General features: G+C 59.9%; 25 protein-coding genes, 2 tRNA genes and 1 rRNA gene. 5 read left to right on the forward strand and 23 right to left on the reverse strand.

The genetic code is table 11. The features are described from left to right. Nucleotides 1–13: 13 nt before the first annotated feature. Nucleotides 14–90 (reverse strand) — tRNA-Ile (locus tag AACH39_RS08925). 75 nt (nucleotides 91–165) lie between these two features. Then, nucleotides 166–1,703, reverse strand: a 16S ribosomal RNA gene (locus tag AACH39_RS08930). Nucleotides 1,704–2,004: 301 nt separating this feature from the next. On the opposite strand from AACH39_RS08930, the gene AACH39_RS08935 reads away from it, so the two are divergent. Continuing rightward, nucleotides 2,005–2,643, forward strand: coding sequence for a pyrimidine 5'-nucleotidase (locus AACH39_RS08935; RefSeq protein ID WP_215780764.1), 639 nt, complete (start codon nucleotides 2,005–2,007; stop codon nucleotides 2,641–2,643). 41 nt (nucleotides 2,644–2,684) lie between these two features. Here the strand turns inward: AACH39_RS08935 and AACH39_RS08940 are convergent, their stop codons facing one another. Further along, a complete protein-coding gene (locus AACH39_RS08940; RefSeq protein ID WP_215780763.1) occupies nucleotides 2,685–3,272 on the reverse strand; it encodes an OmpW family outer membrane protein in 588 nt (195 codons plus the stop codon). A 144-nt stretch (nucleotides 3,273–3,416) separates the two neighbouring features. Between AACH39_RS08940 and ubiD the strand changes: the two genes are divergently transcribed. Together ubiD and AACH39_RS08950 are read left to right on the forward strand one after the other, a co-directional pair. After that, nucleotides 3,417–4,892 (forward strand): 4-hydroxy-3-polyprenylbenzoate decarboxylase, encoded by a 1,476-nt coding sequence (ubiD, locus tag AACH39_RS08945; RefSeq protein ID WP_338619656.1) that lies wholly within the window; start codon nucleotides 3,417–3,419, stop codon nucleotides 4,890–4,892. Nucleotides 4,893–4,964: 72 nt separating this feature from the next. Beyond that, nucleotides 4,965–5,333, forward strand: a complete 369-nt coding sequence (locus AACH39_RS08950) for a YggL family protein (protein ID WP_215780761.1) — start codon at nucleotides 4,965–4,967, stop codon at nucleotides 5,331–5,333. Between the two features lie 53 nt (nucleotides 5,334–5,386). Here AACH39_RS08950 and AACH39_RS08955 read toward each other — a convergent pair whose 3' ends face one another. From AACH39_RS08955 to AACH39_RS09045, 19 genes are all read right to left on the reverse strand, one after another. Then, entirely contained in the window at nucleotides 5,387–5,989 is a 603-nt protein-coding gene (locus AACH39_RS08955; RefSeq protein ID WP_215780760.1) for a YdcF family protein, read from the reverse strand. Nucleotides 5,990–6,019: 30 nt separating this feature from the next. Continuing rightward, nucleotides 6,020–6,403: a hypothetical protein gene (locus AACH39_RS08960; RefSeq protein WP_215780759.1), complete on the reverse strand. Its 384-nt coding sequence runs from the start codon at nucleotides 6,401–6,403 to the stop codon at nucleotides 6,020–6,022. A gap of 77 nt (nucleotides 6,404–6,480) precedes the next feature. After that, nucleotides 6,481–8,355: a nucleoside-diphosphate sugar epimerase/dehydratase gene (locus AACH39_RS08965; protein ID WP_338619658.1), complete on the reverse strand. Its 1,875-nt coding sequence runs from the start codon at nucleotides 8,353–8,355 to the stop codon at nucleotides 6,481–6,483. 17 nt (nucleotides 8,356–8,372) lie between these two features. Next, complete coding sequence (locus AACH39_RS08970) at nucleotides 8,373–9,005, reverse strand: sugar transferase (RefSeq protein WP_338619661.1); 633 nt, start codon at nucleotides 9,003–9,005, stop codon at nucleotides 8,373–8,375. Continuing rightward, nucleotides 9,005–10,162: a DegT/DnrJ/EryC1/StrS family aminotransferase gene (locus AACH39_RS08975; RefSeq protein WP_215780753.1), complete on the reverse strand. Its 1,158-nt coding sequence runs from the start codon at nucleotides 10,160–10,162 to the stop codon at nucleotides 9,005–9,007. The genes AACH39_RS08970 and AACH39_RS08975 overlap by 1 nt, the downstream gene beginning before the upstream one ends. A gap of 27 nt (nucleotides 10,163–10,189) precedes the next feature. After that, nucleotides 10,190–10,387 (reverse strand): DUF1737 domain-containing protein, encoded by a 198-nt coding sequence (locus tag AACH39_RS08980; protein ID WP_215782633.1) that lies wholly within the window; start codon nucleotides 10,385–10,387, stop codon nucleotides 10,190–10,192. Next, nucleotides 10,387–11,631: a glycosyltransferase family 4 protein gene (locus AACH39_RS08985; RefSeq protein WP_215780751.1), complete on the reverse strand. Its 1,245-nt coding sequence runs from the start codon at nucleotides 11,629–11,631 to the stop codon at nucleotides 10,387–10,389. The genes AACH39_RS08980 and AACH39_RS08985 overlap by 1 nt, the downstream gene beginning before the upstream one ends. Nucleotides 11,632–11,700: 69 nt before the next feature. Next, a complete protein-coding gene (locus AACH39_RS08990) occupies nucleotides 11,701–12,798 on the reverse strand; it encodes a glycosyltransferase family 4 protein (protein WP_215780749.1) in 1,098 nt (365 codons plus the stop codon). Continuing rightward, nucleotides 12,795–13,904, reverse strand: coding sequence for a glycosyltransferase family 4 protein (locus tag AACH39_RS08995; RefSeq protein ID WP_252346155.1), 1,110 nt, complete (start codon nucleotides 13,902–13,904; stop codon nucleotides 12,795–12,797). The genes AACH39_RS08990 and AACH39_RS08995 overlap by 4 nt, the downstream gene beginning before the upstream one ends. Beyond that, complete coding sequence (locus tag AACH39_RS09000; RefSeq protein WP_215780745.1) at nucleotides 13,897–14,478, reverse strand: acyltransferase; 582 nt, start codon at nucleotides 14,476–14,478, stop codon at nucleotides 13,897–13,899. The genes AACH39_RS08995 and AACH39_RS09000 overlap by 8 nt, the downstream gene beginning before the upstream one ends. Further along, nucleotides 14,475–15,788: an oligosaccharide flippase family protein gene (locus AACH39_RS09005; protein WP_215780743.1), complete on the reverse strand. Its 1,314-nt coding sequence runs from the start codon at nucleotides 15,786–15,788 to the stop codon at nucleotides 14,475–14,477. Before AACH39_RS09005 ends, AACH39_RS09000 begins: the two co-directional genes overlap by 4 nt. Continuing rightward, a complete protein-coding gene (locus AACH39_RS09010; protein WP_215780741.1) occupies nucleotides 15,775–16,872 on the reverse strand; it encodes a DegT/DnrJ/EryC1/StrS family aminotransferase in 1,098 nt (365 codons plus the stop codon). Before AACH39_RS09010 ends, AACH39_RS09005 begins: the two co-directional genes overlap by 14 nt. An 11-nt stretch (nucleotides 16,873–16,883) precedes the next feature. After that, nucleotides 16,884–17,456, reverse strand: a complete 573-nt coding sequence (locus tag AACH39_RS09015) for an acyltransferase (RefSeq protein WP_338619664.1) — start codon at nucleotides 17,454–17,456, stop codon at nucleotides 16,884–16,886. Nucleotides 17,457–17,473: 17 nt separating this feature from the next. Then, nucleotides 17,474–18,538 (reverse strand): Gfo/Idh/MocA family oxidoreductase, encoded by a 1,065-nt coding sequence (locus AACH39_RS09020; protein WP_215780736.1) that lies wholly within the window; start codon nucleotides 18,536–18,538, stop codon nucleotides 17,474–17,476. Between the two features lie 64 nt (nucleotides 18,539–18,602). Continuing rightward, nucleotides 18,603–19,907 (reverse strand): nucleotide sugar dehydrogenase, encoded by a 1,305-nt coding sequence (locus AACH39_RS09025; RefSeq protein WP_338621277.1) that lies wholly within the window; start codon nucleotides 19,905–19,907, stop codon nucleotides 18,603–18,605. A gap of 204 nt (nucleotides 19,908–20,111) precedes the next feature. After that, nucleotides 20,112–20,915: a polyamine aminopropyltransferase gene (locus AACH39_RS09030; protein ID WP_256444962.1), complete on the reverse strand. Its 804-nt coding sequence runs from the start codon at nucleotides 20,913–20,915 to the stop codon at nucleotides 20,112–20,114. Continuing rightward, nucleotides 20,905–21,831, reverse strand: a complete 927-nt coding sequence (ttcA, locus tag AACH39_RS09035; RefSeq protein ID WP_338619667.1) for a tRNA 2-thiocytidine(32) synthetase TtcA — start codon at nucleotides 21,829–21,831, stop codon at nucleotides 20,905–20,907. Before ttcA ends, AACH39_RS09030 begins: the two co-directional genes overlap by 11 nt. Before the next feature lie 115 nt (nucleotides 21,832–21,946). Continuing rightward, nucleotides 21,947–22,690: a pteridine reductase gene (locus AACH39_RS09040; protein ID WP_215780732.1), complete on the reverse strand. Its 744-nt coding sequence runs from the start codon at nucleotides 22,688–22,690 to the stop codon at nucleotides 21,947–21,949. Further along, nucleotides 22,680–23,273: a hypothetical protein gene (locus tag AACH39_RS09045; protein ID WP_338619670.1), complete on the reverse strand. Its 594-nt coding sequence runs from the start codon at nucleotides 23,271–23,273 to the stop codon at nucleotides 22,680–22,682. The genes AACH39_RS09040 and AACH39_RS09045 overlap by 11 nt, the downstream gene beginning before the upstream one ends. 61 nt (nucleotides 23,274–23,334) lie before the next feature. Here AACH39_RS09045 and AACH39_RS09050 point away from each other — a divergent pair, with 61 nt between their 5' ends. Continuing rightward, nucleotides 23,335–24,486, forward strand: coding sequence for an SAM-dependent methyltransferase (locus AACH39_RS09050; protein ID WP_338619672.1), 1,152 nt, complete (start codon nucleotides 23,335–23,337; stop codon nucleotides 24,484–24,486). An 11-nt stretch (nucleotides 24,487–24,497) separates the two neighbouring features. Here AACH39_RS09050 and AACH39_RS09055 read toward each other — a convergent pair whose 3' ends face one another. Then, on the reverse strand, nucleotides 24,498–25,043 hold the full coding sequence (locus tag AACH39_RS09055; protein ID WP_215780725.1) for a YgjV family protein: 546 nt from the start codon (nucleotides 25,041–25,043) through the stop codon (nucleotides 24,498–24,500). A 168-nt stretch (nucleotides 25,044–25,211) separates the two neighbouring features. Between AACH39_RS09055 and AACH39_RS09060 the strand changes: the two genes are divergently transcribed. Further along, nucleotides 25,212–25,288 (forward strand) — tRNA-Met (locus AACH39_RS09060). The last annotated feature ends 69 nt before the right edge of the window (nucleotides 25,289–25,357 follow it).

Below are 25,357 nucleotides of genomic sequence, written 5' to 3' on the forward strand. Positions count from 1 at the left end.
TCACATGCAGGATTGGTGGGTCTGGTTGGACTCGAACCAACGACCCCCGCCTTATCAAGACGGTGCTCTAACCGGCTGAGCTACAAACCCCCAGATAGTCATTGCATGCGACTTTGCGCTTTGAACAACCGATAGGCTGTGAGTACCAGGATCGACTTTCTCTAGAAAGGAGGTGATCCAGCCGCAGGTTCCCCTACGGCTACCTTGTTACGACTTCACCCCAGTCATGAAGCATACCGTGGTAAGCGGCCTCCTTGCGGTTAGCCTACCCACTTCTGGTATCCCCCACTCCCATGGTGTGACGGGCGGTGTGTACAAGACCCGGGAACGTATTCACCGCAGCATGCTGATCTGCGATTACTAGCGATTCCGACTTCACGCACTCGAGTTGCAGAGTGCGATCCGGACTACGATCGGTTTTTTGAGATTGGCTCCACCTCGCGGCTTCGCGACCCTCTGTACCGACCATTGTATGACGTGTGAAGCCCTGCTCATAAGGGCCATGAGGACTTGACGTCATCCCCACCTTCCTCCGGTTTGTCACCGGCAGTCTCATTAGAGTGCCCAACTTAATGATGGCAACTAATGACAAGGGTTGCGCTCGTTGCGGGACTTAACCCAACATCTCACGACACGAGCTGACGACAGCCATGCAGCACCTGTGTTACCGCTCCCTTTCGGGCACACCCAAATCTCTTCGGGCTTCGGTACATGTCAAGAGCAGGTAAGGTTTTTCGCGTTGCATCGAATTAATCCACATCATCCACCGCTTGTGCGGGTCCCCGTCAATTCCTTTGAGTTTTAACCTTGCGGCCGTACTCCCCAGGCGGTCAACTTCTCGCGTTAGCTACGCTACCAAGGATTCAAACCCCCAACAGCTAGTTGACATCGTTTAGGGCGTGGACTACCAGGGTATCTAATCCTGTTTGCTCCCCACGCTTTCGTGCATGAGCGTCAGTGTCATCCCAGGGGGCTGCCTTCGCCATCGGTATTCCTCCACATCTCTACGCATTTCACTGCTACACGTGGAATTCTACCCCCCTCTGACGCACTCTAGCCTTGCAGTCTCCAATGCCGTTCCCAGGTTAAGCCCGGGGCTTTCACATCAGACTTGCAAAACCGCCTGCGCACGCTTTACGCCCAGTAATTCCGATTAACGCTTGCACCCTACGTATTACCGCGGCTGCTGGCACGTAGTTAGCCGGTGCTTATTCTTCAGGTACTCTCATCCCCGCTCATTATTCACAAGCAGGATTTGCTCCCTGACAAAAGTCCTTTACAACCCGAAGGCCTTCTTCAGACACGCGGCATGGCTGGATCAGGGTTGCCCCCATTGTCCAAAATTCCCCACTGCTGCCTCCCGTAGGAGTCTGGGCCGTGTCTCAGTCCCAGTGTGGCGGATCATCCTCTCAGACCCGCTACTGATCGTCGCCTTGGTGGGCCTTTACCCCACCAACTAGCTAATCAGACGTCGGCCGCTCGAATAACGCGAGGCCCAAAGGTCCCCCGCTTTCCTCCTCAGAGCGTATGCGGTATTAGCACAACTTTCGCTGCGTTATCCCCCATTACTCGGCACGTTCCGACGCATTACTCACCCGTTCGCCACTCGCCACCAGGAGCAAGCTCCCGTGCTGCCGTTCGACTTGCATGTGTAAAGCATGCCGCCAGCGTTCAATCTGAGCCAGGATCAAACTCTTCAGTTCAATCTCTATGCTTTTCGTACTATCTGGCACGCAAGGACTTCAAAAGAACCCCGTAAGGTTTTTTTTCTGTCTCTTGCAGTGCAAGTGTCGGTCTCTCCCGGCACTCACACCTATCGGTTGTTCGTTTTGTTAAAGAGCAGTGCTGCGTTGTTGCTGCAGCGGAGAAGGCGAACTATACAGACGGAAAAATCCGGCGTCAACCCCCATTTTCAGAAAAACCTTAACCCCCGCAGGGAACATCCTTGTCGAAAGCGTCGTCTTGCCGCTACCCTCTATCAGAACCTTATATCGGAGCAACAGTTTGCACCCCACCTGGATTTTCGACCTCGACAATACCCTGCACAACGCCGACCACGGCATTTTCCCCTGGATCAACCGCAGCATGACCGATTACATCATGCGCCAGCTCGGCCTTGATGAAGCAGCCGCCCATGCGCTGCGCCACCGCTATTACACCCGCTATGGCGCCACCATGCGCGGCATGCACCGACACCACGGCATCGACCCGGATCTCTTCCTGCGCGAAACCCATCCCGTCGCAGCCCTGCTGCCGCTGATGAAATGGGATGCCCACGTCGGCACCTTGCTGGCCGCACTGCCCGGACGCAAAATCCTGCTCTCCAATGGCCCACAGACCTATGTCGAGCAAGTCACCCGCCGCATGGGCATCGATCGCCTGTTCGACGCCCTCTATGGTGTCGAACGCGTCGGCTATCTGCCCAAGCCCCATGCCCGCCCCTTCATCACCGTCTGCGCACGCGAGCGGCTCAACCCGGCGACCTGCATCATGGTGGAAGACAGCTTGCCCAATCTGCTCACGGCCAAATCACTCGGCATGCGCACGGTCTGGATCACCCCCACCCCGCGCCGCCCCGTCTATGTCGACTATCGCATCAGCTCGATACGCGACCTGCCGCGTCTGACCTGGCTGCAGGCGTAAAAAAAGCGCACCTGGGTGCGCTTTTTTCTGACGACGTCCGATCAGAACTTGGTACCGATACCCACACCGTAGACCCACGGGTTGATGGTCAGCGTACCCAGCGGGGTGCCGTTCAGGTCCACATCGGTCTTGATGTAGAGCTTCTTGACATCCAGGTTGACGAACCAGTCTTTGTTGATGGCAATGTCAGTACCCACTTGCAGCGCACCGCCCCAGCTATTTTGCTTGACGTTAATGCCGGCATTCAGGCCGTTATCGTAGAAACGGGTATAGTTCACACCGGCACCGACATACGGGCGAATCGTACCTTGCGGATTGAAATGATATTGCAGCGTCAGGGTCGGCGGCAGGACGCTGACCTTGCCGATGCTCGACCCATTGAGATCTACCTCATGGCGGGAAGTCCCCAGGATCAGCTCAGCACCAATGTTATTGGTGATCATATAAGTGAAATCCAGCTCGGGCACAACGTCGTTCTTTACCTTGGCACTATTGGCAGACAAATAACCAGTGCTGGAGGTTTGCGGGCTAACATCAATCACGCGGAAGCGAGCCAGAATATCGCCTTGGTCAGCAAAAGCGGAAGCAGAGAGCAGGCCGGCCACGGCAACAAAAGCGATCTTTCTCATTTTATGATTTCTCCTGGAATACAATAATTGGATACCCCGCCACGCATATTGAATTGATTTGCACCATAACGGGCCGCGTAGCGTTCATGACAAAATGTAGTGAACGTCATAACAGAAGACTTTGTTCTAGATCATGAGAGCGTCATGAAATACACCGATCTACGTGATTTTGTTGCACAACTCGAACAACAAGGGGAATTACGCCGCATCAGTCGGCCAGTGTCACCGCACCTCGAGATGACCGAGATTGGCGACAGAGTCCTCAAATCCGCCGGACCGGCACTCCTGTTCGAACGCCCCCAGGCAGGGGATCAGCAATATGAATTCCCCGTACTGGCCAATTTGTTCGGAACACCAGAGCGCGTCGCCATGGGCATGGGGGCCAGCCATGTCAGCGCCTTGCGCGAGATCGGGCAGCTACTCGCCTATCTGAAAGAACCGGAACCGCCACGCGGCTGGCGCGACGCCTGGGACAAGCTGCCTATGCTCAAACAGGTCCTGAGCATGGCGCCGAAAGAAATCAGCAAAGCCCCCTGCCAGCAGATTGTCTGGGAAGGCGACCAGGTCGACCTGTCCAGACTACCCATTCAGCATTGCTGGCCCGGCGACGTCGCACCGCTGATCACCTGGGGGCTGACCGTCACCCAGGGTCCAAACAAAAAGCGCCAGAATCTCGGCATTTACCGCCAGCAAGTCATCGGTAAGAACCGCGTCATCATGCGCTGGCTCGCCCACCGCGGCGGGGCACTGGACTACCGCGAGTTCCGCCAGACCAACCCCGACCAACCCTTCCCGGTCGCCGTGGTACTCGGCTGTGATCCCGCGACCATTCTCGGCGCCGTCACCCCGGTTCCCGACACCTTGTCGGAGTATCAGTTCGCCGGTCTGCTACGCGGCAGCCGCACCGAGCTGACGCGCTGCATCGGTTCCGAGCTGCGCGTCCCGGCCCGGGCCGAAATCGTGCTGGAAGGCCACATTCATCCCGATGACATGGCGCTGGAAGGCCCCTATGGCGACCATACCGGCTATTACAACGAACAAGACCAGTTCCCGGTCTTTACCATCGACCGCATCACCATGCGGGAAAACCCCATCTACCACAGCACCTACACCGGCAAACCACCGGATGAGCCGGCCGTTCTGGGCGTGGCGCTGAATGAAGTCTTCGTCCCCATCCTGCAGAAGCAGTTTCCCGAAATTGTCGACTTCTATCTGCCGCCCGAAGGCTGCAGCTACCGCATGGCCGTGGTGAGCATCAAGAAACAATACCCCGGCCATGCGCGGCGGGTGATGATGGGCTGCTGGAGCTTCCTGCGTCAGTTCATGTACACCAAGTTCATCGTCGTGGTGGACGACGACGTCAACACCCGCGACTGGAAAGAAGTCATCTGGGCCATTACCACCCGCATGGATCCGGTGCGCGACACCATGCTGGTAGAAAACACCCCGATCGACTACCTCGACTTTGCCAGCCCGATCTCCGGACTGGGCGGCAAAATGGGACTGGATGCCACCAACAAGATGCCGGGAGAAACCAGCCGCGAATGGGGCACCCCCATCGTCATGGACCCGACCGTCAAACAACGCGTCGATGCGATGTGGGATGAGCTCGGACTGTAAGGCGCTGCCAAGCCCCCGGCGCCACCGATCACTGGTATGATTCGGCGCAACAATATCGATTAGGAGTCAACAATGCGAACGGCACGTAACCCCGCACTGGCCAGCCATGTAAAACGCATGAGCCCGCGCCTGCGCAAAAAACTGCGCGTCGGCGAATTCCGCGAACTGGGCTTCAGCCTGAAGGCTTCGATTGATGCCGGACTGGAGGTGGCCGCGCAGGATGCCCTGCTGGATGCCTGGCTGGGCGAAGTGGACCGCCATGGCGTCAGCTTTGGTGGTCAGTTTGATGCCCGCGGCGCCATGGAAGGGGTCGTCTTTCCGGTCGCCGGCAATCTGGTCACCGAGGCGATTCGAACCGGGCTGCTGGACTGGCTCAAGGCCCGCCCGGAAGTCAAGGACCTGCAGGCCAGCGGTCTGTTCGACATCTGGCACGAAGCCTGAGCGCCAATAACAGAAAAAAGCCGCTTTTAGCGGCTTTTTTCTTGCCCGAAACATCACGACACCGTACGGAAAATACGGTATCCGACGTACAGCCAGGTTTCCCGCGACAAGAAGGCAATCCGCGCAGACAGCGTGCGGAAACGGGTTGAACGCGTCGGCGAGGGCGACGCCGCCAGCCCGAGATCACGCGCCATCAGAACCGCGCGACGCATGTGCCAGGGATCACTGACCAGCAGATAGGTATGAATACCAAACGGCTCCGCCAGCTTCTTGGCATTTTGCAGATTTTCCCAGGTCGTGCGCGAATCCGGCTCGGCCAGCATGACCGTCATCGGCACACCGGCCTTCAGCGCATAGTCCCGGCCGACATCCGCCTCGGACGGATAGCCCGGCACCGGAGTTCCGCCGGTAAACACGATCCAGTGCACCTGACCGGCCTTATACAGTTCAACGGCGTGGCGAATCCGCTCGCGAAACACCGGGGAAGGTTTGTCGCCCCAGGCCGCGGCGCCGAGCACCAAAGCGGCGTCAGCCCTGGCCGGATAATCCGGGGGCTCTCCATAACTCACGATGCTCCATGCGACCGCCCCCATTCCGACCAGCACCAGGAAAAAGGCCAGCAGCACACCTTTGAGCACCAACCACCAATAATGCATGCTCGACTCATTGTGCCAATTAACACGTTATTATAACGGTATGGGCGCATTGGCGGCACATCCGGTCAGGCCTTCCGTCAAACATTGCTGCCCGACACGCACCAGACAATCCTTCCCAAGCCGGTGATTCTCACTCCAGGCCACCAGATAAGGCTGCCAAACCGAGTCGGATCGAATGCAATGCGCAAGCACAGGCTCCTGCGCATCGACCAGGCCATGCAACAGCGCCAGCCAGTCCGCCAGCCAGCGCCGCTGCAACCGCCGACACTTGTCAGACAGCGGAGCAGCGCCGGACAGCGTGGTGGCGCCAAAGAAAAATTGGGAACGGCAGAAAACCTGCTGGCAACGCCAGTGACTGACATGAAGCGAGACCAGCGCGGGCCAGACACTCACCGGCACGGGGGGATCCATCATGACAAACTCCCATTGTGCACTGCACAATGGGAGTTTAGTCCGACCAGCGGGAGATACAAGCCCGCGTTACATCAGGCTCACTCGCGGGTGGCCTTGACCACCCAGTCCTGCGTACTGGGCGCGGCATTGAATTCCTGCACCACCGACTTCATCAGCTCGAAAGCCGAAACAGCATCCAGTTCGTGGCAAGCTGCCTGCAGGCGATCCAGCAAGGCACGCAACACCGGCTCGGCAATCAGCGACTCCTGCGCCCGCATGATGCGCTCATGCTCGGTATCCAGCACATTGTCGCCGATCAGCAGCTCTTCATAGAGCTTCTCCCCCGGACGCAGGCCACTGAAACGGATCTCGATATCACCATGCGGCCGGTTGGCATCCTTCACCTCCAGCCCGGACAAATGGATCATGCGGCGCGCCAGATCGGCAATCCGCACCGGTTGCCCCATATCCAGCACGAACACATCCCCCCCCTGGCCCATGGCCCCGGCCTGAATCACCAGCTGCGCCGCTTCGGGAATGGTCATGAAATAGCGCGTGATGTCGGGATGCGTCACCGTCACCGGCCCACCCTGCTTGATCTGACGCTTGAACAAGGGCACCACCGAACCGGACGAACCGAGAACATTACCGAAACGCACCATGACAAAACGAGTGCGGCTGCCACGCGCATGACGAGCCTGCAACACCAGCTCGGCCAGGCGTTTGGTCGCCCCCATGACATTGGTCGGACGCACCGCCTTGTCCGTGGAGATCAGCACAAAGGTATCGACCCCGCAATCTTCCGCGGCCTGGGCGGCCGTGTCGGTCCCGAAGGCATTGTTGAGAATGCCGGAGACCGGATTGTGCTCGACCATCGGCACATGCTTGTAGGCCGCCGCATGATAGACCGTCTCGACCTGGAAAGCCTGCATCACCTGGCGCATGCGCGCGGCATCACCGACCGACCCCAGCAAGGCCACACGCGGACAGTTCGGCGCCATGACCGACAGCTCGTGGTCAATCGCATACAGGTTGTATTCCGACAGCTCGAACAAGACCAGCAACCGCGGGCGACACTGGACAATCTGCCGCACCAGCTCCGAGCCGATCGAGCCACCGGCACCGGTCACCATCACCACCCGATCTTCGATATTGGCCGACATCAACTCGCGACGGGGCGGCACCGGCTCCCGACCGAGCAAATCCTCAATATCGACCTCCTTGAGCTCTTCAACCCGCACCTCGCCCGACACCAGATCCGCCATCCCCGGCAACCGCTTGATCGGCACGCGCAGCGACTCGAGACTCTCCAGAATCTCCCGCTGCCGCGAGCGACTGACCGAAGGCAAGGCCAGCAAAATCAGCTTGGACGACGTCTCCTTGATCAGGATCGGCAGCTCCTGCGGACCATGCACCGCGACACCACGGAAAGTCCGGCGCCACAACGAAGGATTGTCATCGACAAAAGCCATCGGCCGGTATTCCCGGCCCGCCTGCAAAGCCAGCATCAGCTGCACACCCGCCCGGCCGGCACCATAGATGATGACATGCTCGCGCGGAGCATCCACCGCATCGATCCGGCGCACCAGGCCGCGCAGCAGAAAACGGCTGCCGCCAAGATAAGCCATGGCGAACACCCAGAAAATAATGATCGAGGAACGCGGAAACGGATGCATGCCAGACAGGGCAATCACCGCCGTGAGCACCAGCACGGCCAGGGTCACCCCGCTGAACACGGTATAGACGATCTTGTCGTCCAGATACTTGAGCACCGCCCGGTACAAGCCGAGATGGATGAAAATCGGAATCACCCAGAAAGGCGGGACAAAGAAAATCCACAGAAAAGGATTCAGCTTCGGATCCCAGCTGCCACCCAGCCGCAGCACCACCGCACTCCATAAAGCCAGCGGCAGCAGGATGGCATCCATCAACATCAGCAGCACCATCTTGTTGTGGCGCGAAAACGAAAGCATTTTTTCCAGCATGGCAGTCAACGTGAGACGATCTTCAGCAAGGTGGCAAGAATGATGCGAATGTCGCCAGGCAAGGTATGGGTGTCGGCGTAGCTCGCATAATAGGCCAGTTTCTCCGGCAGCACCTGTTCGATATACGCCCGCTCCGGATCTTCGGCAGCGCCCAGGATCTCGTTTTCATCAATCATGCGGATCGACGCCCAGTCCGTAATGCCGGGACGCAAGGCCAGCACCTTGTCGCGCAGAGGCGCCGGATAGCAGGCCACATAACGCGGCACCTCCGGGCGGGGACCGACCAGACTCATGCGCCCAGACACCACATCAATCAATTGCGGCAACTCGTCCAGCTTGGTTTTGCGCAACAGGCGTCCGGCACGGGTCACCCGACCATCCGCGCCGACCGTCAACTGGCCATGCCGCTCGGCATCCACCCGCATGGTACGGAACTTGTGGATACGGAACGGTACCCCGTAGCGGCCGACCCGCTCCTGGCGGAAAAACACCGGCCCCGGCGAATCCAGCCGGATCCACAGCGCCAGCAGCAGCAAGACAGGCGACAACAGCAGCAGGCCGGTTCCGGCCGCCAGCAAGTCAAAAGCGCGCTTGACCCGATCCGAGCCAGGCGCGCCGCATCCGGCAACAGACGTCATCAGGCACCCAGAATCTGGCGAATAGCCGCAATCACCCGCGTCTGATCTTCATCCGTCATGCGGGTATACAGCGGCAGGGACACCTCACCCTCATACGCCTTCTGCGCATTCGGGAACTGCGCCGGCGTCAGCTGGTAGCTGTCGCGCCAGACCGGATGCAGATGCAAGGGGATGAAATGCACCGAGCAACCGATGCCCAGATCGGCCATGCGCTGGATGAACTCGCCACGCTCGATGCCCGCCTCCGGCTTCAGGCGGACCGGATACAGATGCCAGGCATGGGCATCACCGGCCAGCGGCTTGGCCGGCAGAATCAGCGGCAGCTCGGCCAGCTCAATATCGTAACGCTCGGCCATATCCATGCGCGCCAGGTGGAAACGGCGCAGCTTCTTCAGCTGGTGAATGCCGATCGCCGCCGAAATATCCGGCATGTTGTACTTGAAACCGGGCTCAATCACCTCATAGAACCAGGCCGGCGCCTTCGAGGTATAGCGATCAAAGGCATCACGACTGATCCCGTGCAGGCGCATGACCTTGCAACGCTTGATCAGCTCCGGATGCTTCGAAACCACCATGCCGCCCTCACCGGTCGTCATGGTTTTGTTGGCATAAAAGCTGAACACCGTGGCATCCGTATCCAGCGTGCCAATCAGCTTGCCCTTATAGCTGGTCGGCAGAGAATGCGCGGCATCCTCCACCACCTTGAGCCCATGCTCGCGGGCAATGGCGATGATCTCGTCCATCTCGCAGGCCAGACCGGCAAAATGCACCGGCACGATGGCCCGGGTCTTGTCGGTAATGGCGCGACGAATGGCCTGCGGATCAATATTCAGCGTCTGCGGATCGACATCCACCAGCACCGGATGCGCGCCCAGATAGCGCACCACTTCCGCCGTCGTGGTAAAGGTATAAGTCGGCACGATCACCTCGTCGCCCGGACCGACCCCCACCGCTTCCAGCGCCAGATGCAGGCCGGACGTCGCCGAGTTCACGGCAATCGCCTCCACATCCTCGCCGATGAAGGCCGCAAAATCCGCCTCGAACTGCCTGGTCTTCGGCCCGGTCGTCACCCAGCCCGAACGCAGCGCATCCACCACTTCATTGATCTCTTCCTCACCGATTTCCGGCAGGGCAAAAGGCAAAAATTTCTCGCTCATGATTCTTTCCGTCATCCCCGATTGCGATCACATCTCGCTTAATTTGATCTCCGGCGTCCACTCGCCGTCCACTTGCTTGGTAATGGCCTGGGCGACAATCACCCGCTCACCGTTAAACGTCAGCGCCGGCGGGCCATGCAATAACCAGCCAGCATTCAGCGCCTCCGTCACCCGCAGACAAAACGTGGCATCATCCGGTCCGGTCAGCACCCGATAAAGATTCATCACGAAGCCTTGCTGCGCTTGAACAACTTCTGGAAGCGCTTGGCCAGCACACTGTAATCATGATTGTCGAGGACATAGCGCTTGCCGTTCTCGCCCAGGCGCTGACGCTCGGCGGGGTCCATCGCCATCAACTGGCGCACCGCCGCGGCAATCGCCGCCGGATCTTCGGCGGCCACCGACAAACCGGCCTGCGCCTCGCGCACAATGTCATTACCGGCCTCGACCGAATGAATCACCGGCCGTGCCGACATCATGTAATCAAACAACTTGTTCGGGTTAATCCCGAAACGATAGATCGGCAATTTGCGCCAGCCGATAAACAACGCATCCATATGAGCCAGCAAAGCCGGCACCGCGGCCTTGGCCACCGGCGGCAGGAAATGCACATTGCCCAGGCCCAGTTCGCGCGCCATCTGCTCCAGCGCCAGCTTGTCCGGACCATCGCCGACCAGCACAAAAGACACCGGCTCATCACGCAGCCAGTCAGCCGCCTTCAACAGCTCCTGCAGAGCATTCGCCAGGCCATGGCCACCCGCATAGCCGACCAGGAAATGGCCTTGCGCCTTCAACTGCTCGATCTTGGCCAGATGCACCTCCGGCAGCGACTGCGTCGCACTCTCCCACTCCGAGACCACAATGCCGTTCGGCACATAGTGGAACTTCTCCGGCGCCATGCCGTGCTCGACCATGTGCTCCTTGGCACAAGGCAACATCGACACCACCGCATCAGAAACGCGGTAAGCAAAATTCTCCGCCTTCTGCAGCAACCAGATCCAGGGGTGACGCGGCGACATCCCGCCCACCTCGACCGGCGTCAGCGGCCACAGGTCATGCACCTCAAAAATCAGCCGGGCCTTGGCATGCTTGGCAATGAACCGTGCCGGGTAAATATCCAGCGGATACGTACTGGAAGCGATCACCACATCCGGCGTCCACTTGTTGACGAAGAAGCGGCTCATGTTCCAGACCTGGAACAGATAGACAAAAATATTCAGCACCCGGCCGATACCATTACCCGAATACTTGGGCGTGGCGTACCAGGAGTAAATGATGCCGTCGATTTCTTCTTCGCCGAACAGACCCGGCAGATCCTTCGGGTTGTTTTGCCGCAGATGCGAATAACTGGCGGCCAGGATATTGACCTTGTCCCCGCTCTTCAGCCACTCGCGCGACAGGTAATACGGCCGATACTCCATGCCATGTTTCGGCGAGCCGGCATAATGGTTCAGATAAAGAATACGCATGTTCGGAATCAGTCCAATCTTGTTGCGGAAACCGGGCAGGCCGACCACATCAGCCCGCAGCCGGTCCGGTCATGCCAACTGGTCGTAAAGTGCCAGCAACTTTTCGCCTTCTGCCTGCCAGCTGTACTTGGCCAGCACCGCCCGCTGGCCACTGGCGCCCATCGCCGCCGCACGCTGATCGTCGGCCAGCAGCGTATTCATGGCAGCAGCAATCGCGGCCGGATCCTGCGGATCGACCAGCAAACCACAACCGGCATCTTCCACAATGGCGCGCCAGACCGGAAAATCCGACGCCACCACCGGGATACCGGCCGCCATATATTCAAACAACTTGATCGGCAAGGCATCGACATAATTCGGCGTCGGGAACAGCGTCACCAGACCCACCTTGCTGCGCGCCAGCACCCCGGCCACCCCCTGGCGATCCAGCACGCCCAAATCATTCACCCGGCTCCAGCCCGCCGACGCCATCAGCTCATCCTTGAGCCCGGCCTCGCCCCAGATCCCGGCCAGATTCAGCCTGGCCGGCACATCCGGCATCGCCGCCACAATCGGGCCAATCCCGCGAATGCGGGTAATCCCGCCGAGATAACACACCTCATTGTGCCGGCTCTCCCAGGGCGTCTCGCGCACCAGCTCGCTCAGAATGGGATAATTGCAGACATCCACCGCGCGGGCGTTGACCCGGGCAAAACGCGTGCGGATATGCGGCGTCGACGTGACGATCGCATCAAAGCGGCTGGCCACCCGGTTCTCCAGCACCTCGAACACCCGGGAAGTCAGCGGACGCAACATACCCGGAATCCAGTGCTTGGCCAGCAACTGGCGCGGCAAATCTTCATGCACATCGTAGACCACCCGGATACCCGCCTTTTTCAGCTTCAGCGCCGCCAGCATCAGCTCCGGGTCATGGAAATGCGCCACATCCGGACGCAGACGCAACGCCGCCTGGATCACCCGATCCACCGTCCGGGTCATGCGCGCCAGACGACCGCCGGTCCTGGCGCCGACATCATGAATGCGCACCCCGTCGCGCACCTCTTCCCCCAGACCATCGGCCACGATCAGCGACACCTCATGGCCGCCGCGCGCCAGCGTACCGCACTCCTTGATGAAAATTCGAATGTCGTGACGCGGATGCGCACTGGTCAGATGGGCGATTCTCATTGCTTTTTCTTCAGCGGCCGAGGGCCGTCCTTGAGAGTACGGGCATACAGCGCGGCAAAGCGGCGCATATTGTCGGCATGCAAAGCCTTCTGCGCCACCAGCTGACGATTGATGTCCGCAATGAACTGCAGGCGCTGATCATCGCTGGCCTCTTGCATGGCGGCCAGCAGACTGTCAGACAGACAGCGCATATCCTCGGCAATCCGCCCGTTCAGGCCATCGATGATCCACTCGCCATTCGCCGGCAGATTGGACAACACCGGCAAACAACCATGACCCATGGCCTCCAGCAAACTGATACTGGTGGCATCCGAACGCGGCACACTGACAAACACCCGGCTCTTGCGATACAGCTCAGCCAGCTCATGACCGGGAATGAACCCCGGGAAATCAATCCGCTTCAACCCCAGCGAGTCCGCCAGCCGCTTCAGCTCCGGCGTCTGATCACCGCTGGCCGCCACCGTCAGATGCCAGTCAGCACACTGCCCACTGGCCTCGATCGCGGCCCAGGCATGCAAAATCGCGTCGATACGGTACAAAGGCTTGTGCAGCCGGCAGGACAACACCCGCTTTTCCTTGAGCGCCAGATCCGGCGACAGCGGCAGTGCATCCATGCCGTAATTCAGCAACTCGATGCGACACCCCTCACCGGCCAGCTCGCGAATCCGGGCCGCCATATACAGCGAATCCGAGGTAATCACGTCGGCAGCCTGCAAATTGCTGCGCACCATGCGCCCGAACAGCGCATTCGACTCCGGCAGCAACAGAATGTCCGAGCCCCAGGCCGTCAGCACCTGCGGAATGCGCAGGCCACGCATCGCCCGGCTGGCGTGCCAGGCCACACTATTGGCCTGATGCACATGCACCAGCTCAGGACGGATCGCCTTGATCCAGCCGCGCAGTCGCCCCGAAGCCACCAGCGAAGAAAGACGAAAATCGATTTTCTGGTAACCGGCCAGATTGGCCGGACGATACTGCTCCGGCGCCTCGCGATTACTGGCCAGCCAGACCTCGCCCACATAAGGCGCAATCCCGGCCAGATAGCGCCAGGTATGCACCGACGCCGAACCGACCACCAACAACCGCGACAGAACCGGCTCAGTCACGACTCCACTCCTCATACATCGCCCGCAACGCCGGATCCGACGCCAGCCACTCCTGATCCATCTCGCGCGTATCACCGACCACCTGAGCCGGGTTACCCGCCAGAATCGCATAGTCGGGATAATCCCCCGCGGCGACAAAACTATAAGCCGAGACCAGCGAGCCCCGGCCCAGACGAACCCCCGGCATCAGCACCGAATGCGGACCGATAAAGCTGTAGCGCCCGATTTCAGACGACTTGCGCAAATAACCCGCATGCTGCTTATGGTCCAGATAATGACGACCATACAGACGAATGGCGATATGACTCGAATGCGTCAGAATCGACACGTAATTGGTAATCTGGCAGCCCTCGCCGACGGTCAGACCGCCCGAGGCATCCACAAAGTTGAAATGGCCGATATACACGTTATCGCCGATATCCAGACGATGAACATGCTCCACCCGGGTCAGGTTGGACAAACGGGTGCGCGGCAGAAACACCCCGTCATGGCGACGAAAGCCATAGACCATGCGCGGTCGGATCCACGCAGAGAGGCGAAAACGCAGACTGGTCAGAAGTTTTGTCAGAATCATTTATTAGCTGCGTGATATAGCCAAGTGAAATAGAAAATAAAATACCCGACCATCACCCAGGAAACCAGTGTGAATGCGCAGACCGGATCACCCCAAAAATGGAAACCACTCCACAAAGCACCGACGAAAAGCACCGTCTGCACCAGCGAAAGCATAAACGCCGTGCGTTGGCGCTCAATCACCAAAGGCACCATGGCCAGCGGCGAGGCAACAAAATGAAACAAAATAAATGGCGACATCGCCTCCGCATAGCGCCCGGCCGTACGCCAGGCCTGGCCGAGCACCAGCCCGAACAGCGGCTCACCCGCCAGCTGAATCACCAGAAACGGCACCAGCGCCATCCCGCCCAACGCCACCGCCATCCGCTTGATGATCGGACGCAACGGACGACCGGCATTACGCGCCTCGGCCAACTCACGATAAGCCACCTGCGCCACCGCCTGCCCGATCAGCGCCGCCGGCAGCTTCAACAGGCGCATCATCATCCCGTAGTAACCCACCGTCGCCGTCCCTGACAGCGTCCCCAGCAAAGACAGCGTCAGCGAATCCTGCAAGGCCGTGACAAACGCATGCGGCGTATTGACCTTGGGAAACTCCGAATACTCGCGGGCCACCAGGACCATCGTGTAGCGATCCACCTCATGCAGCCAGCGGAACCGCTGCTTGATATCCAGCCAGGCCTGCGCCAGCAGCGACGAAACCTGACCGGCAAACTGCCCCAGAATCAAGCCGCCCGGCCCGGCATGCAGCACCCCGCCCACCAGCTGCGTCAGCGACATGCCGACAGACTGACTCATCCGCCCCGAAGCGTTCGCCTGATAACGACTGTGACGATTGTTCCAGTTGGTCCAGGCCTGCATCATGCCGGCCAGCCACAAAGACAAGGGCAGCAGATAGAGCCAGAAAGAAAAGTCATGCTCACTGGTAGCCCCGCCCATCAGCCGGAGCAGCCAGTGATTGACACCGAACAACTGAGCCAGCAGCACCAGCGTCGCCAGCGTCGTGGCAAACAACATGGACAAGGCCATCAGATTGCTGGCGCGCTTCTCCTCTGCCGGCAACACGATGGCCAATTCATAGCGGGCGGTGGCCAGCACCGCCAGATTCGACATCAGCGCCACATACAGCGACAACACACCGAAAGCATGCGGCGTGTACAGGCGCGTCAACACAGGCTGCACCAACAGCGGAATCACCTGCGCCAGGGCGGCGCCCGTCGCCAGCGTGGCGATGTGGCGCACAAACCCCGAACTGGTGAAACGCCGGCACGAAGCCAGCAGCGAGGCCGCCCGGGCCTTAGCCGATGGCACGCTTCACGGCCTCGACAATCGCATCCTGCGTGGCCTCATCCAGGAACGGATGCATCGGCAGACTCATCACGCGCTGCGAAGCCGCCTCAGCATGCGGGAAACTGCCGGCCGGCTGATTCAGATGCGCAAAAGCCGGCTGCAAATTCAGCGGCACCGGATAATGCACCGCCGTCGGAATACCCGCCTCCTTCAGCGCCGCTTGCACCGCCTCGCGCCGATCCACCTCAATGGTGTACTGGGCATACACACAATCGCAGCCCTCGGCCATCTGCTGAACCCGCACCACATCCTGCAGCAACTGACTATAGCGGGCGCCAATACGCTTGCGCGCCGTCAGCTCCTGCTCGAAAGACGGCAACTTGGCCAGCAAAACCGCCGCCTGCAGCGTATCCAGACGACCGTTAATCCCGATCACCGGATGATGATAACGACGATCCTGACCATGCACACGGATCTGCTTCATCTTGCGCGCCAGCTCGTCATCATTGGTAAAGCAGGCACCGCCATCGCCATAACAACCCAGCGGCTTCGACGGGAAAAAGCTGGTGGTGGCAATCGTCGTCGCGCCGCAGGAACGACGATCCTTGTAACGGGCACCAAAACTCTGCGCACCATCCTCGATCACCGCCAGACCATGACGCGCCGCCACCGCATTGATGGCATCAAAATCGGCACACTGACCATACAGACTGACCGGAATAATCGCCTTGGTCCGCGGCGTGATCGCCGCTTCCAGCAGCGCCGGATCCAGGTTATAGGTCGCCGGATCAATATCGACAAACACCGGCTTGCCGCCCAGCAGGGCAATCATCTCGCCGGTCGCAATAAAAGTGAACGGCGTGGTAATCACCTCGTCACCCGGGCCGACCCCCAGCGCCATCAGCGCCACCTGCAGCGCCGTCGTGCCATCCGAAACACCAATCGCGTGCTTGACCCCGACAAAACTCGCCAGCTGCTGCTCCAGCTCCGCCACCTCCGGCCCCATAATGTACTGACCGTGATCCAGCACCGCCTGAATGCGGGCGTCAATTTGCGGTTTCAGATGCTGATACTGTGCTTTCAGATCAATGAAGTTGATGCTCATCGCGTATTTCCTCAGGCCAGCGGCGTGCAGTGATTGCCGCCGATATCATAACGTTGCGCGCATACCGGGCAGGCATGCTCGCCAATCTGGGTCGGCAAGCGCTCGCCGCACTGGCACATCCAGCCCATCCGACGAGCCGGCGTCCCCACCATCAGCGCATAAGCCGGCACATCGCGCGTCACCACACTGCCGGCACCGATAAAGGCAAACTCGCCGATCGTATGACCACACACCACCGTGGCATTGGCCCCGATCGTGGCACCACGCTTCACCACCGTGCGGCGGTACTCATGCTTGCGCGAGACGTGACTGCGCGGATTATTCACATTAGTGAACACCATGCTCGGACCGCAGAACACATCGTCCTCCAGCGTCACCGCATCGTAGATCGACACATTGTTCTGCACCTTGACGTTATTGCCGACAATCACATCATTGCCGACAAACACATTCTGCCCGAACGAACAACGCTCACCGATACGGGCACCGGCGCAAATATGCGTCCAGTGCCAGACCCGGGTACCGGCCCCCACCTGGGCGCCGGCATCAATGATGGCGGTTTCATGGAACTGGCATTCGCTCATGGCCTGACCTTTCCTGTTCAGTAGTCCAGCGGCAGGCTGACACGACGGCCATCACGCGCCGACAAATACATGGCGATCAGCAGCTCCAGCGACTTCAGCCCCTCGCGACCATCCGTCTCCGGCTCCGCCGTGCCCTGCATCACATTCAACACATTGTCGTAATACATCGGGTGGCCGAAACCATAGACACTGGTCGTCGCATAACTGGCGTTCTTGATCTCCTCATCCATCGGATGCGGCTCGGCAAACTCCCAATGCTGAATCTCGTTCACCGCCACACCGCCCACACGGATCGAACCCTTCTCACCCAGAATCGTGATCGAACCTTCCAGATTCTTCGGATAAGTCAGCATGGTCACATTCATGCTGCCCAGCGCACCCGAACGCCACTTCAGGCTGACCACACCCGTGTCTTCCACCTCAATATTGCGCTCCAGCGTCGCCGTATAGGCCTGCACGCTCTCCACCGGGCCCACCAGCCAGTCCAGCAAATCCACATAGTGACTGGCCTGATTCATGAACGCCCCGCCATCGAATTCCCAGGTACCACGCCAGGCGGCCGAATCGTAATACGCCTGCGGACGCGTCCAGAACACATTCACGTTCACCATGTACAGACGACCGAAACGGCCTTCCTGCATGGCACGCTTGAGCAACTGCAGCGTGGCATTGCGGCGGTTCTGCTTCACCACGAACAGACGCTTGCCGGCGTGGTCGCAGGCCTTGACCATTTCCAGACCATCCTGCCAGCGCGTCGCCATCGGCTTCTCGGTCATCACATGGAAACCGGCTTCCGCACACTCAATCGCCTGCTGCGGATGCAGACCAGAGGGCGTCGTCAGAATCACGATATCGGCATTGCTGACCGCCAGCATGGCGCTCAGACTGCTGTGACCGCGGGCGCCGGTACGCTCCACCGCCGCTTGCAGTGCCTCAGGATTGATATCACACACATCCACCAACTCGGCGCGGTCGGCATGCTTTTCCAGCGAACCGAAATGATTGGCGGCAATGCGGCCACAACCGACCAGCGCGAAGCGGATCTTGCGGTCAGTAATAGCGGGATGTTGAACAGTTTGCATGGTTCGGCCTCGGCAAATGGCAAAAGGCGACCCCAGGGTCGCCCATATTTCCTGCGCTAAAGTCTTACGCTTTAACGATGTGTTCGGCAGGTTCCAGGAACTTGCCGCGCGAATCGACAATCAGCTTGGCCGATTGCTTCAACAGCGGATAATCGAACTTGTCATGATCCGTCGCCAGCACCACACAATCGTAGCTGGCCAGCGACTCGGCCGTGAACGGCTCGCTCTTCAAGTCGAACTTGTGCTCACGCATCTTCGGGAACACCGGCACATGCGGATCCGAATAAGACACGCTGGCACCCAGATCACGCAGCTTTTCCATCAGCATCACCGACGGACTCTCGCGCATATCATCGACATTCTTCTTGTAAGCAATGCCCAGCACCAGCACACGGCTGCCATTGATGGCCTTCTGACGCTTGTTCAGCGCCGCCGCCACCTTGCTGACCACATAATCCGGCATATTCGAGTTCACCTCACCGGCCAGCTCGATGAAACGGGTATTCACCCCGTACTCACGCGCCTTCCAGGTCAGATAGAACGGATCAATCGGAATACAGTGACCACCCAGACCCGGACCCGGATAGTAAGGCACGAAGCCAAACGGCTTGGTCGCGGCCGCGCGGATCACTTCGTGAATATCAATACCCATGCGGTCGGCCACGATCTTCATCTCGTTCACCAGACCGATATTCACCGCACGGTGAATATTCTCCAGCAGCTTGGTCATCTCCGCAGCGCGCGTCGACGACACCGGCACCACCTTGTCAATCACCGCCGAATACAGCGCCACACCAATCTCCTGGCAGGCCGGGGTCACACCACCGCAGACCTTCGGAATCGTGCGGGTAGTGAAATCCGGATTACCCGGATCCTCACGCTCCGGCGAGAACACCAGGAAGGCATCCTGACCCACCTTCAGACCACGCGACTCAACACGCGGCAGCAGCTCTTCATCCGTCGTCCCCGGATAAGTGGTGGACTCCAGCGACACCAGATGACCCGGGCGCAGATACGGCACCAGCGAATCAATGGTATCCAGCACAAAAGACAGATCCGGCTCGCGATACTTGTTCAGCGGCGTCGGCACACACAGAATCAGCGTGTCAGCCTCGCCGGCACGGCTGAAATCCGTCGTGGCTTCAAAACCGCGCTCACGCGCCTGCGCAATCGAGGCCGCCGAAATATGTTCAATGTAGGACTTGCCGGCCATCAGGGCGTCGACCTTGCTCTGGTCGATATCAAAGCCCAGCACCTTGTAGCCGACTTCGGCAAAACGCAGCATCAGCGGCAGGCCCACATAGCCCAGACCGACGATACCGATTACCGCGGATTTATCCGCAATCCGGTTGAGTACTTGCTGCTTGATCACAATGATTTCCTTCAAAAATAACCGTGGGCCCGTGCCGCCGGGCGGCAAGAGCCCAGAATTCTGTCATCCGTCTCCCCGTAGTGTGAGGCATGGCCTACGAAAGGCTGCTGATCTTGCTCAACACCCGGTCGGATTCAAACCAGCCATTATACGCCGCAACGCGGCAATGTATAACGCTAACAGCTAATACACCCAGATTGACTAAGGATTCAGGCAGCGCTCACCCTGCGGATTCATCAGCCGCATCCGCGAAACAAACTCACCGAACTCCAGCCCGAAACGACGCTCCAGCTCATCCGCCCGCTTCTCCAGCGCCGCCCAGCGCGTCAGCTTCGGCATACTGTTAAACGCCATCACCGCCACATTGCCATGACTGGCCGCCGGCAACTCCAGCACCCGACCTTCGAACACCCCCAGCAGCCGCTCCAGAAAAGCCATATAACGCTTATCCCCGCTCCACCAGTTCGTCACGAAAATCCCGTCCTCGGTCAGCGCACGACGACAATCCTCGAAAAAATCCTCCGTCGTCAGCGCATCGACAATCTGCAGACCATCAAAACCATCCACCAGAATCACATCCGTCGAATCACGGAAAATCTTCACGTAGTCCGCGCCGTCCGCCTCAATAATCTCGAAACGCTCACCCTCTTCCGGCAACTCAAAGAAAGCCCGCGCCACCGCGATCACCTGCGGATTAATATCCACCGCCACACTCTTGGTATCACGCAAATAAAAATCAATGAAGCGCGACAGCGAGCCGCCCCCCAGACCAATCTGCAGAATATGCGCCGGATCGGCATTGAACAGCAGAAACCCCATCATGGCCCGGCTATAAGACAACACCAGATCCGTCGGGTCATCCAGATTCATCGAACTTTGCACCGTTTCCGAACCGAGATGCAGCGAGCGAATCCCATCCGCCTCGCTGATCTCCACCTCCGGCATGGCCTCGACGCCCGGCCGCACCCGGCGGCGGAACGGATGACGCGCCTTGTTATTCGCCACAGGCCGACTCCTTCGGGCGCGAATCCAGAATATTGATCGTGGCAGGTGTCTTGAACTCTTCCTTGTCGAAAGCCAGATCCCCCCCGCCCGCCGGCACCTCGCCCAGCTTCAGCCCGGCGAAATCAAACAGCGACGTATCCGCCAGATGCGAAGGCACCACATTGCGCAAAGCGCTGAACATGGTTTCGGCCCGGCCCGGGAAACGCTTGTCCCAGTCCTGAATCATCTGCTTCACCACCTGGCGCTGCAGATTCGGCTGCGAACCACACAAATTGCACGGAATAATCGGGAACTGACGCAGCGCGGCATAACGCTCCAGATCGCTTTCACGGCAATACGCCAGCGGGCGAATCACCATGTGACGACCATCGTCGGACACCAGCTTGGGCGGCATCGACTTGAGCTTGCCGCCATAGAACATATTGAGAAACAGCGTTTCCAGAATGTCGTCGCGATGATGACCGAGCGCAATCTTGGTCGCGCCCAGCTCATCGGCCACACGGTACAGAATACCGCGACGCAGACGCGAGCACAGACCGCAGGTGGTCTTGCCCTCCGGAATGACACGCTTGACGATCGAGTAGGTATCCTCCTCGACGATACGGTATTCAACGCCGAGGGTTTTCAGGTAATTGGGCAGCACATCCGCCGGAAAGCCGGGCTGCTTCTGATCGAGATTGACCGCCACCAGCGAAAAATCGATCGGCGCCGACTTCTGCAGGCCAAGCAGGATGTCCAGCAGGGCGTAACTGTCCTTGCCCCCCGACAGACACACCATCACCCGGTCGCCCGGCTCAATCATGTTGAAATCGTTGATGGCATCACCAACGTGATGACGCAGCCGCTTGGTCAGTTTGCCGGCCTCGTAGGCCGCCTTTTTGGCCTTGGCATCTGCCTCGGTAACGGGAGTTTGCATGGTCAGGCGTAACAGATTGAAAAACGGGCGATTTTAACCCGTTCCAGGCAGAAAAAGCCAGCAAAACCCGGGAAGACCGACCGACAGACAGCGGCAGCCACAACCACCGTCCGCCTTACAACACCACACTGCGCCCGCCATCGACCGCCAGCACCTGCCCGGTCACATAAGCCGCCTCCGGCGACAACAGCCAGGCCACCGCCCGCGCCAGATCCGCCGGCGCCCCGACCCGCCCCAGCGGAATCGACGCCTCAATCGCCGAACGCTCCTCGGCAGTGAAATGCTCCCCGCCCTCCGGCCAGATATTCGCCCCCGGCGCCACACCATTCACCCGCACCTGCGGCGCCAGCTCCAGCGCCAGCGCACGAATCAACTGCGCATGCCCCGCCTTGGCCAGGCTATACACCACAAAACTCTTCAACGGACGATCAGCATGAATATCGACAATACCGACAATCGCCCCCTGCGTTGCCGCCAGATGCGGCGCCGCCGCCTGCGCCAGAAACAGCGGCGCCTGCAAATTACTGCCCATCAGATCCGCCCAGTGCCCGGGCGTAATCTCCCCCAGCGGCGTGGCAAAAAAACTCGACGCATTATTGACCAGACCATCCAGCCGGCCGAAGCGCTCAATACACGCCTCGACCAACCGCGGCAACTGCGCCAGATCCAGCAGATCCGCCTGCACCGTCGCCACCGAATCCGGCCGGTGATGATTCAACTCCCCCGCCAGCGCCAGCGCCGCCGCTGCCGAACCACGATAATGCAGCATCAGACAGGCGCCGCGCGCATGCAGCTCACGCGCAATCTGCGCCCCCACACGCCGGGCAGCACCAGTAATCAGCACCACCTTATTTTGCATCACTGGCCGCCCCCTTCTGCCCCGACAAAGCCCCGCTGCAAGGCCGCAACACCGACAACATCAGCGAAGCATCGGCCGGAATCACAAAATGAGCCTGCATATTGCCCTGATTACGCCGCAAACCATCCAGCACCACCTGCACCCCGTCCTGAGGGCGCGTCAGACGCGCCAGCAAAGCCTCATTCGGCTGCCAGCTGAACATAAAACTGGCGTTATCCCCGGCAATCCCGGTATACACCGGCCGGTCAATCACCCGGCGATTCGCCGCCATGATCTTCAGAAAACGCCGGCGCAGCGACACACTGCCACTGCCCGAACTGTCATACGCGTGAAAATCCCAGTCCGCCACCATCACCGGCACCCGCAACACCACCCGCGGCACCGCCGCCCCCGGATGACAGGAAAACTCCAGCGAGGCCGGAAAATGGTTGCCCGACGCCGTGCCCTCACCAGACAGCACCGCCACCTTGAGCGGATTACCCTGATAAGGCGTGGTGACACGCCATGCCGCCTCAGCCCGCGCCACACCCGCCAGCGCCAGCAACACCGCCAGCGGCAGTGTCATACGGAAAAATCGGCCCACCCTCTTCTCCTTATTCTCGCTTTCGCCCACAATCGCCTGTCATTGTAGCAGGACGCCCAGAATGAGCACTTTACCCGAACCCAGCCCGGCCGCCCTGGCCATCAGCCAGCAACTACAAGCCCGCCTGCGCCAGATCATCGCGGACGCCGGCGGCTGGATTCCTTTTTCGCATTACATGGAACAGGTACTTTATGCACCTGGACTTGGCTATTATGCCGCCGGCAGCCACAAATTGGGCGGCGCCGGCGACTTTACCACCGCGCCGGAAATGACATCGCTGTTCGGCGCCACCCTGGCACGCCAACTGGCCGAACTCCTGCCGCAGACCGCCGGCACCCTGTACGAATTCGGCGCCGGCAGCGGCCGCCTGGCCGTCGACCTGCTTCGCGAACTGGAACAACTCGACAGCCTGCCGGCGCAATACTGCATCCTCGACCTCTCGCCCGACCTGATCGCGCGCCAGCGCGACACCCTCCGCCGCGAACTGCCACACCTGCTGCCCCGAGTGCAGTGGCTGACCGCCCTGCCGGACACCCTCGACGGCGTCATCATCGGCAACGAAGTGCTCGACGCCATGCCCTGCGAACTGATCCACTGGACCCCCGCCCCCATGCAGCGCGGCGTGGTGATCGAGGGCGAACAATTTGCCTGGCAGGACCGCCCGATCGACCACCCGGACCTGCAGGCACGGGCAGACGCCCTGGCCATCGACCTGCCCGGCTATACCTCGGAAATCAGCCTCAGCAACCTGGCCTTCCTCCGCACCCTGGCCAGCCAGCTCACGCGCGGCGCCATCCTGCTGCTGGACTACGGATTTCCGCAACACGAGTACTACCACCCGCAGCGGCGCATGGGCACCCTGATCGGCCACTACCGCCACCACACCATCGACGACCCCTTCTACCTGCCCGGGCTGATGGACCTGACCTGCCATGTCGACTTCAGCGCCGTGGCACAGGCCGGCATCGACGCCGGACTCGACCTGATTGGCTATACCAGCCAGGCACAATTTCTCATCAACAGTGGCATTGGGGACGTGATGCAACGCCTCGACCCGCAGAACGTGCGCGAATGGGCGCCACAGGCCGCGGCGGTGCAGAAACTCATGTCACCGGCGGAAATGGGCGAGCTGTTTAAAGTGATCGGCTTTGGCCGCGCGGTCAGCATCGACTGGACAGGCTTCGTCGACGGCGACCGCTGCCACACCCTGTAGAAACCCCGAACTCAGCCGGGCAGATCGGCGGCCGCCAGGTCGCCCGTCTCCCGCTGACGTTGCCGCTGACGCAGCATGCGGGCAATGGTCATCAGATTGGCCACCCCGACAAACGACTCCAGCACCGTACCGCCAATCGAGCCGCTGTGCAGATTATTGGTGAACCACAGCACCGTCCCCAGCAGCAGGGTCAGACGCAGCGGCAAACCGGTCAGGCGGAACATGGCATACGTCCCCAGACAGGCCGCCAGAATCGGCAGCAAGCCCCAGGGGCTGTGCACCAGCCAGAACGCCATCAGCAAATTCACCCCGATCACCGCCCCGGCCAGCCACAGCGAGCGGGTACGCACCGCGGCAAACGAACGAAACGACGACACCAGCGAACTGGCCGCCGCGGCCGCATTGCCCAGCAGAAAGAAGTGCAGCGCATAGGCCAGCGACTGGCAGGCATTGAAACGCTTCAGACGGTGATCCTGACGTTGCAGGAACGCGCAGACCCCCAGCAGCAGGGCCAGATAGCCAACGCACTGCGCCGGCGAAAGAAAGTCGGTAAACATGGGAAAAAACCAGGAAAACAATCAGCAGAGTCGATCACTGTACGCCGCTCAACGCCCCGGCACAATGCTCGATTCCGACCGGCTCAGAAAAATCTTGGTGACAGGTATTGACAGCCAGCCAGAGGCTCGGCATAATTCGCCCCACTTCGCGATTACATCAACGAGTACGGCGAATTAGCTCAGTCGGTTAGAGCGACGGAATCATAATCCGCAGGTCCGGGGTTCGAGTCCCTGATTCGCCACCAAGAATATCAAGGGGTTACGTGCAAACGTAACCCCTTTTCCGTTTATGAGATTTTCCCGACTCAAAACAA

It is taken from the genome of Paludibacterium flexuosum, from assembly GCF_037076605.1.
In the GTDB taxonomy this organism is placed as follows: Bacteria; Pseudomonadota; Gammaproteobacteria; order Burkholderiales; family Chromobacteriaceae; genus Paludibacterium.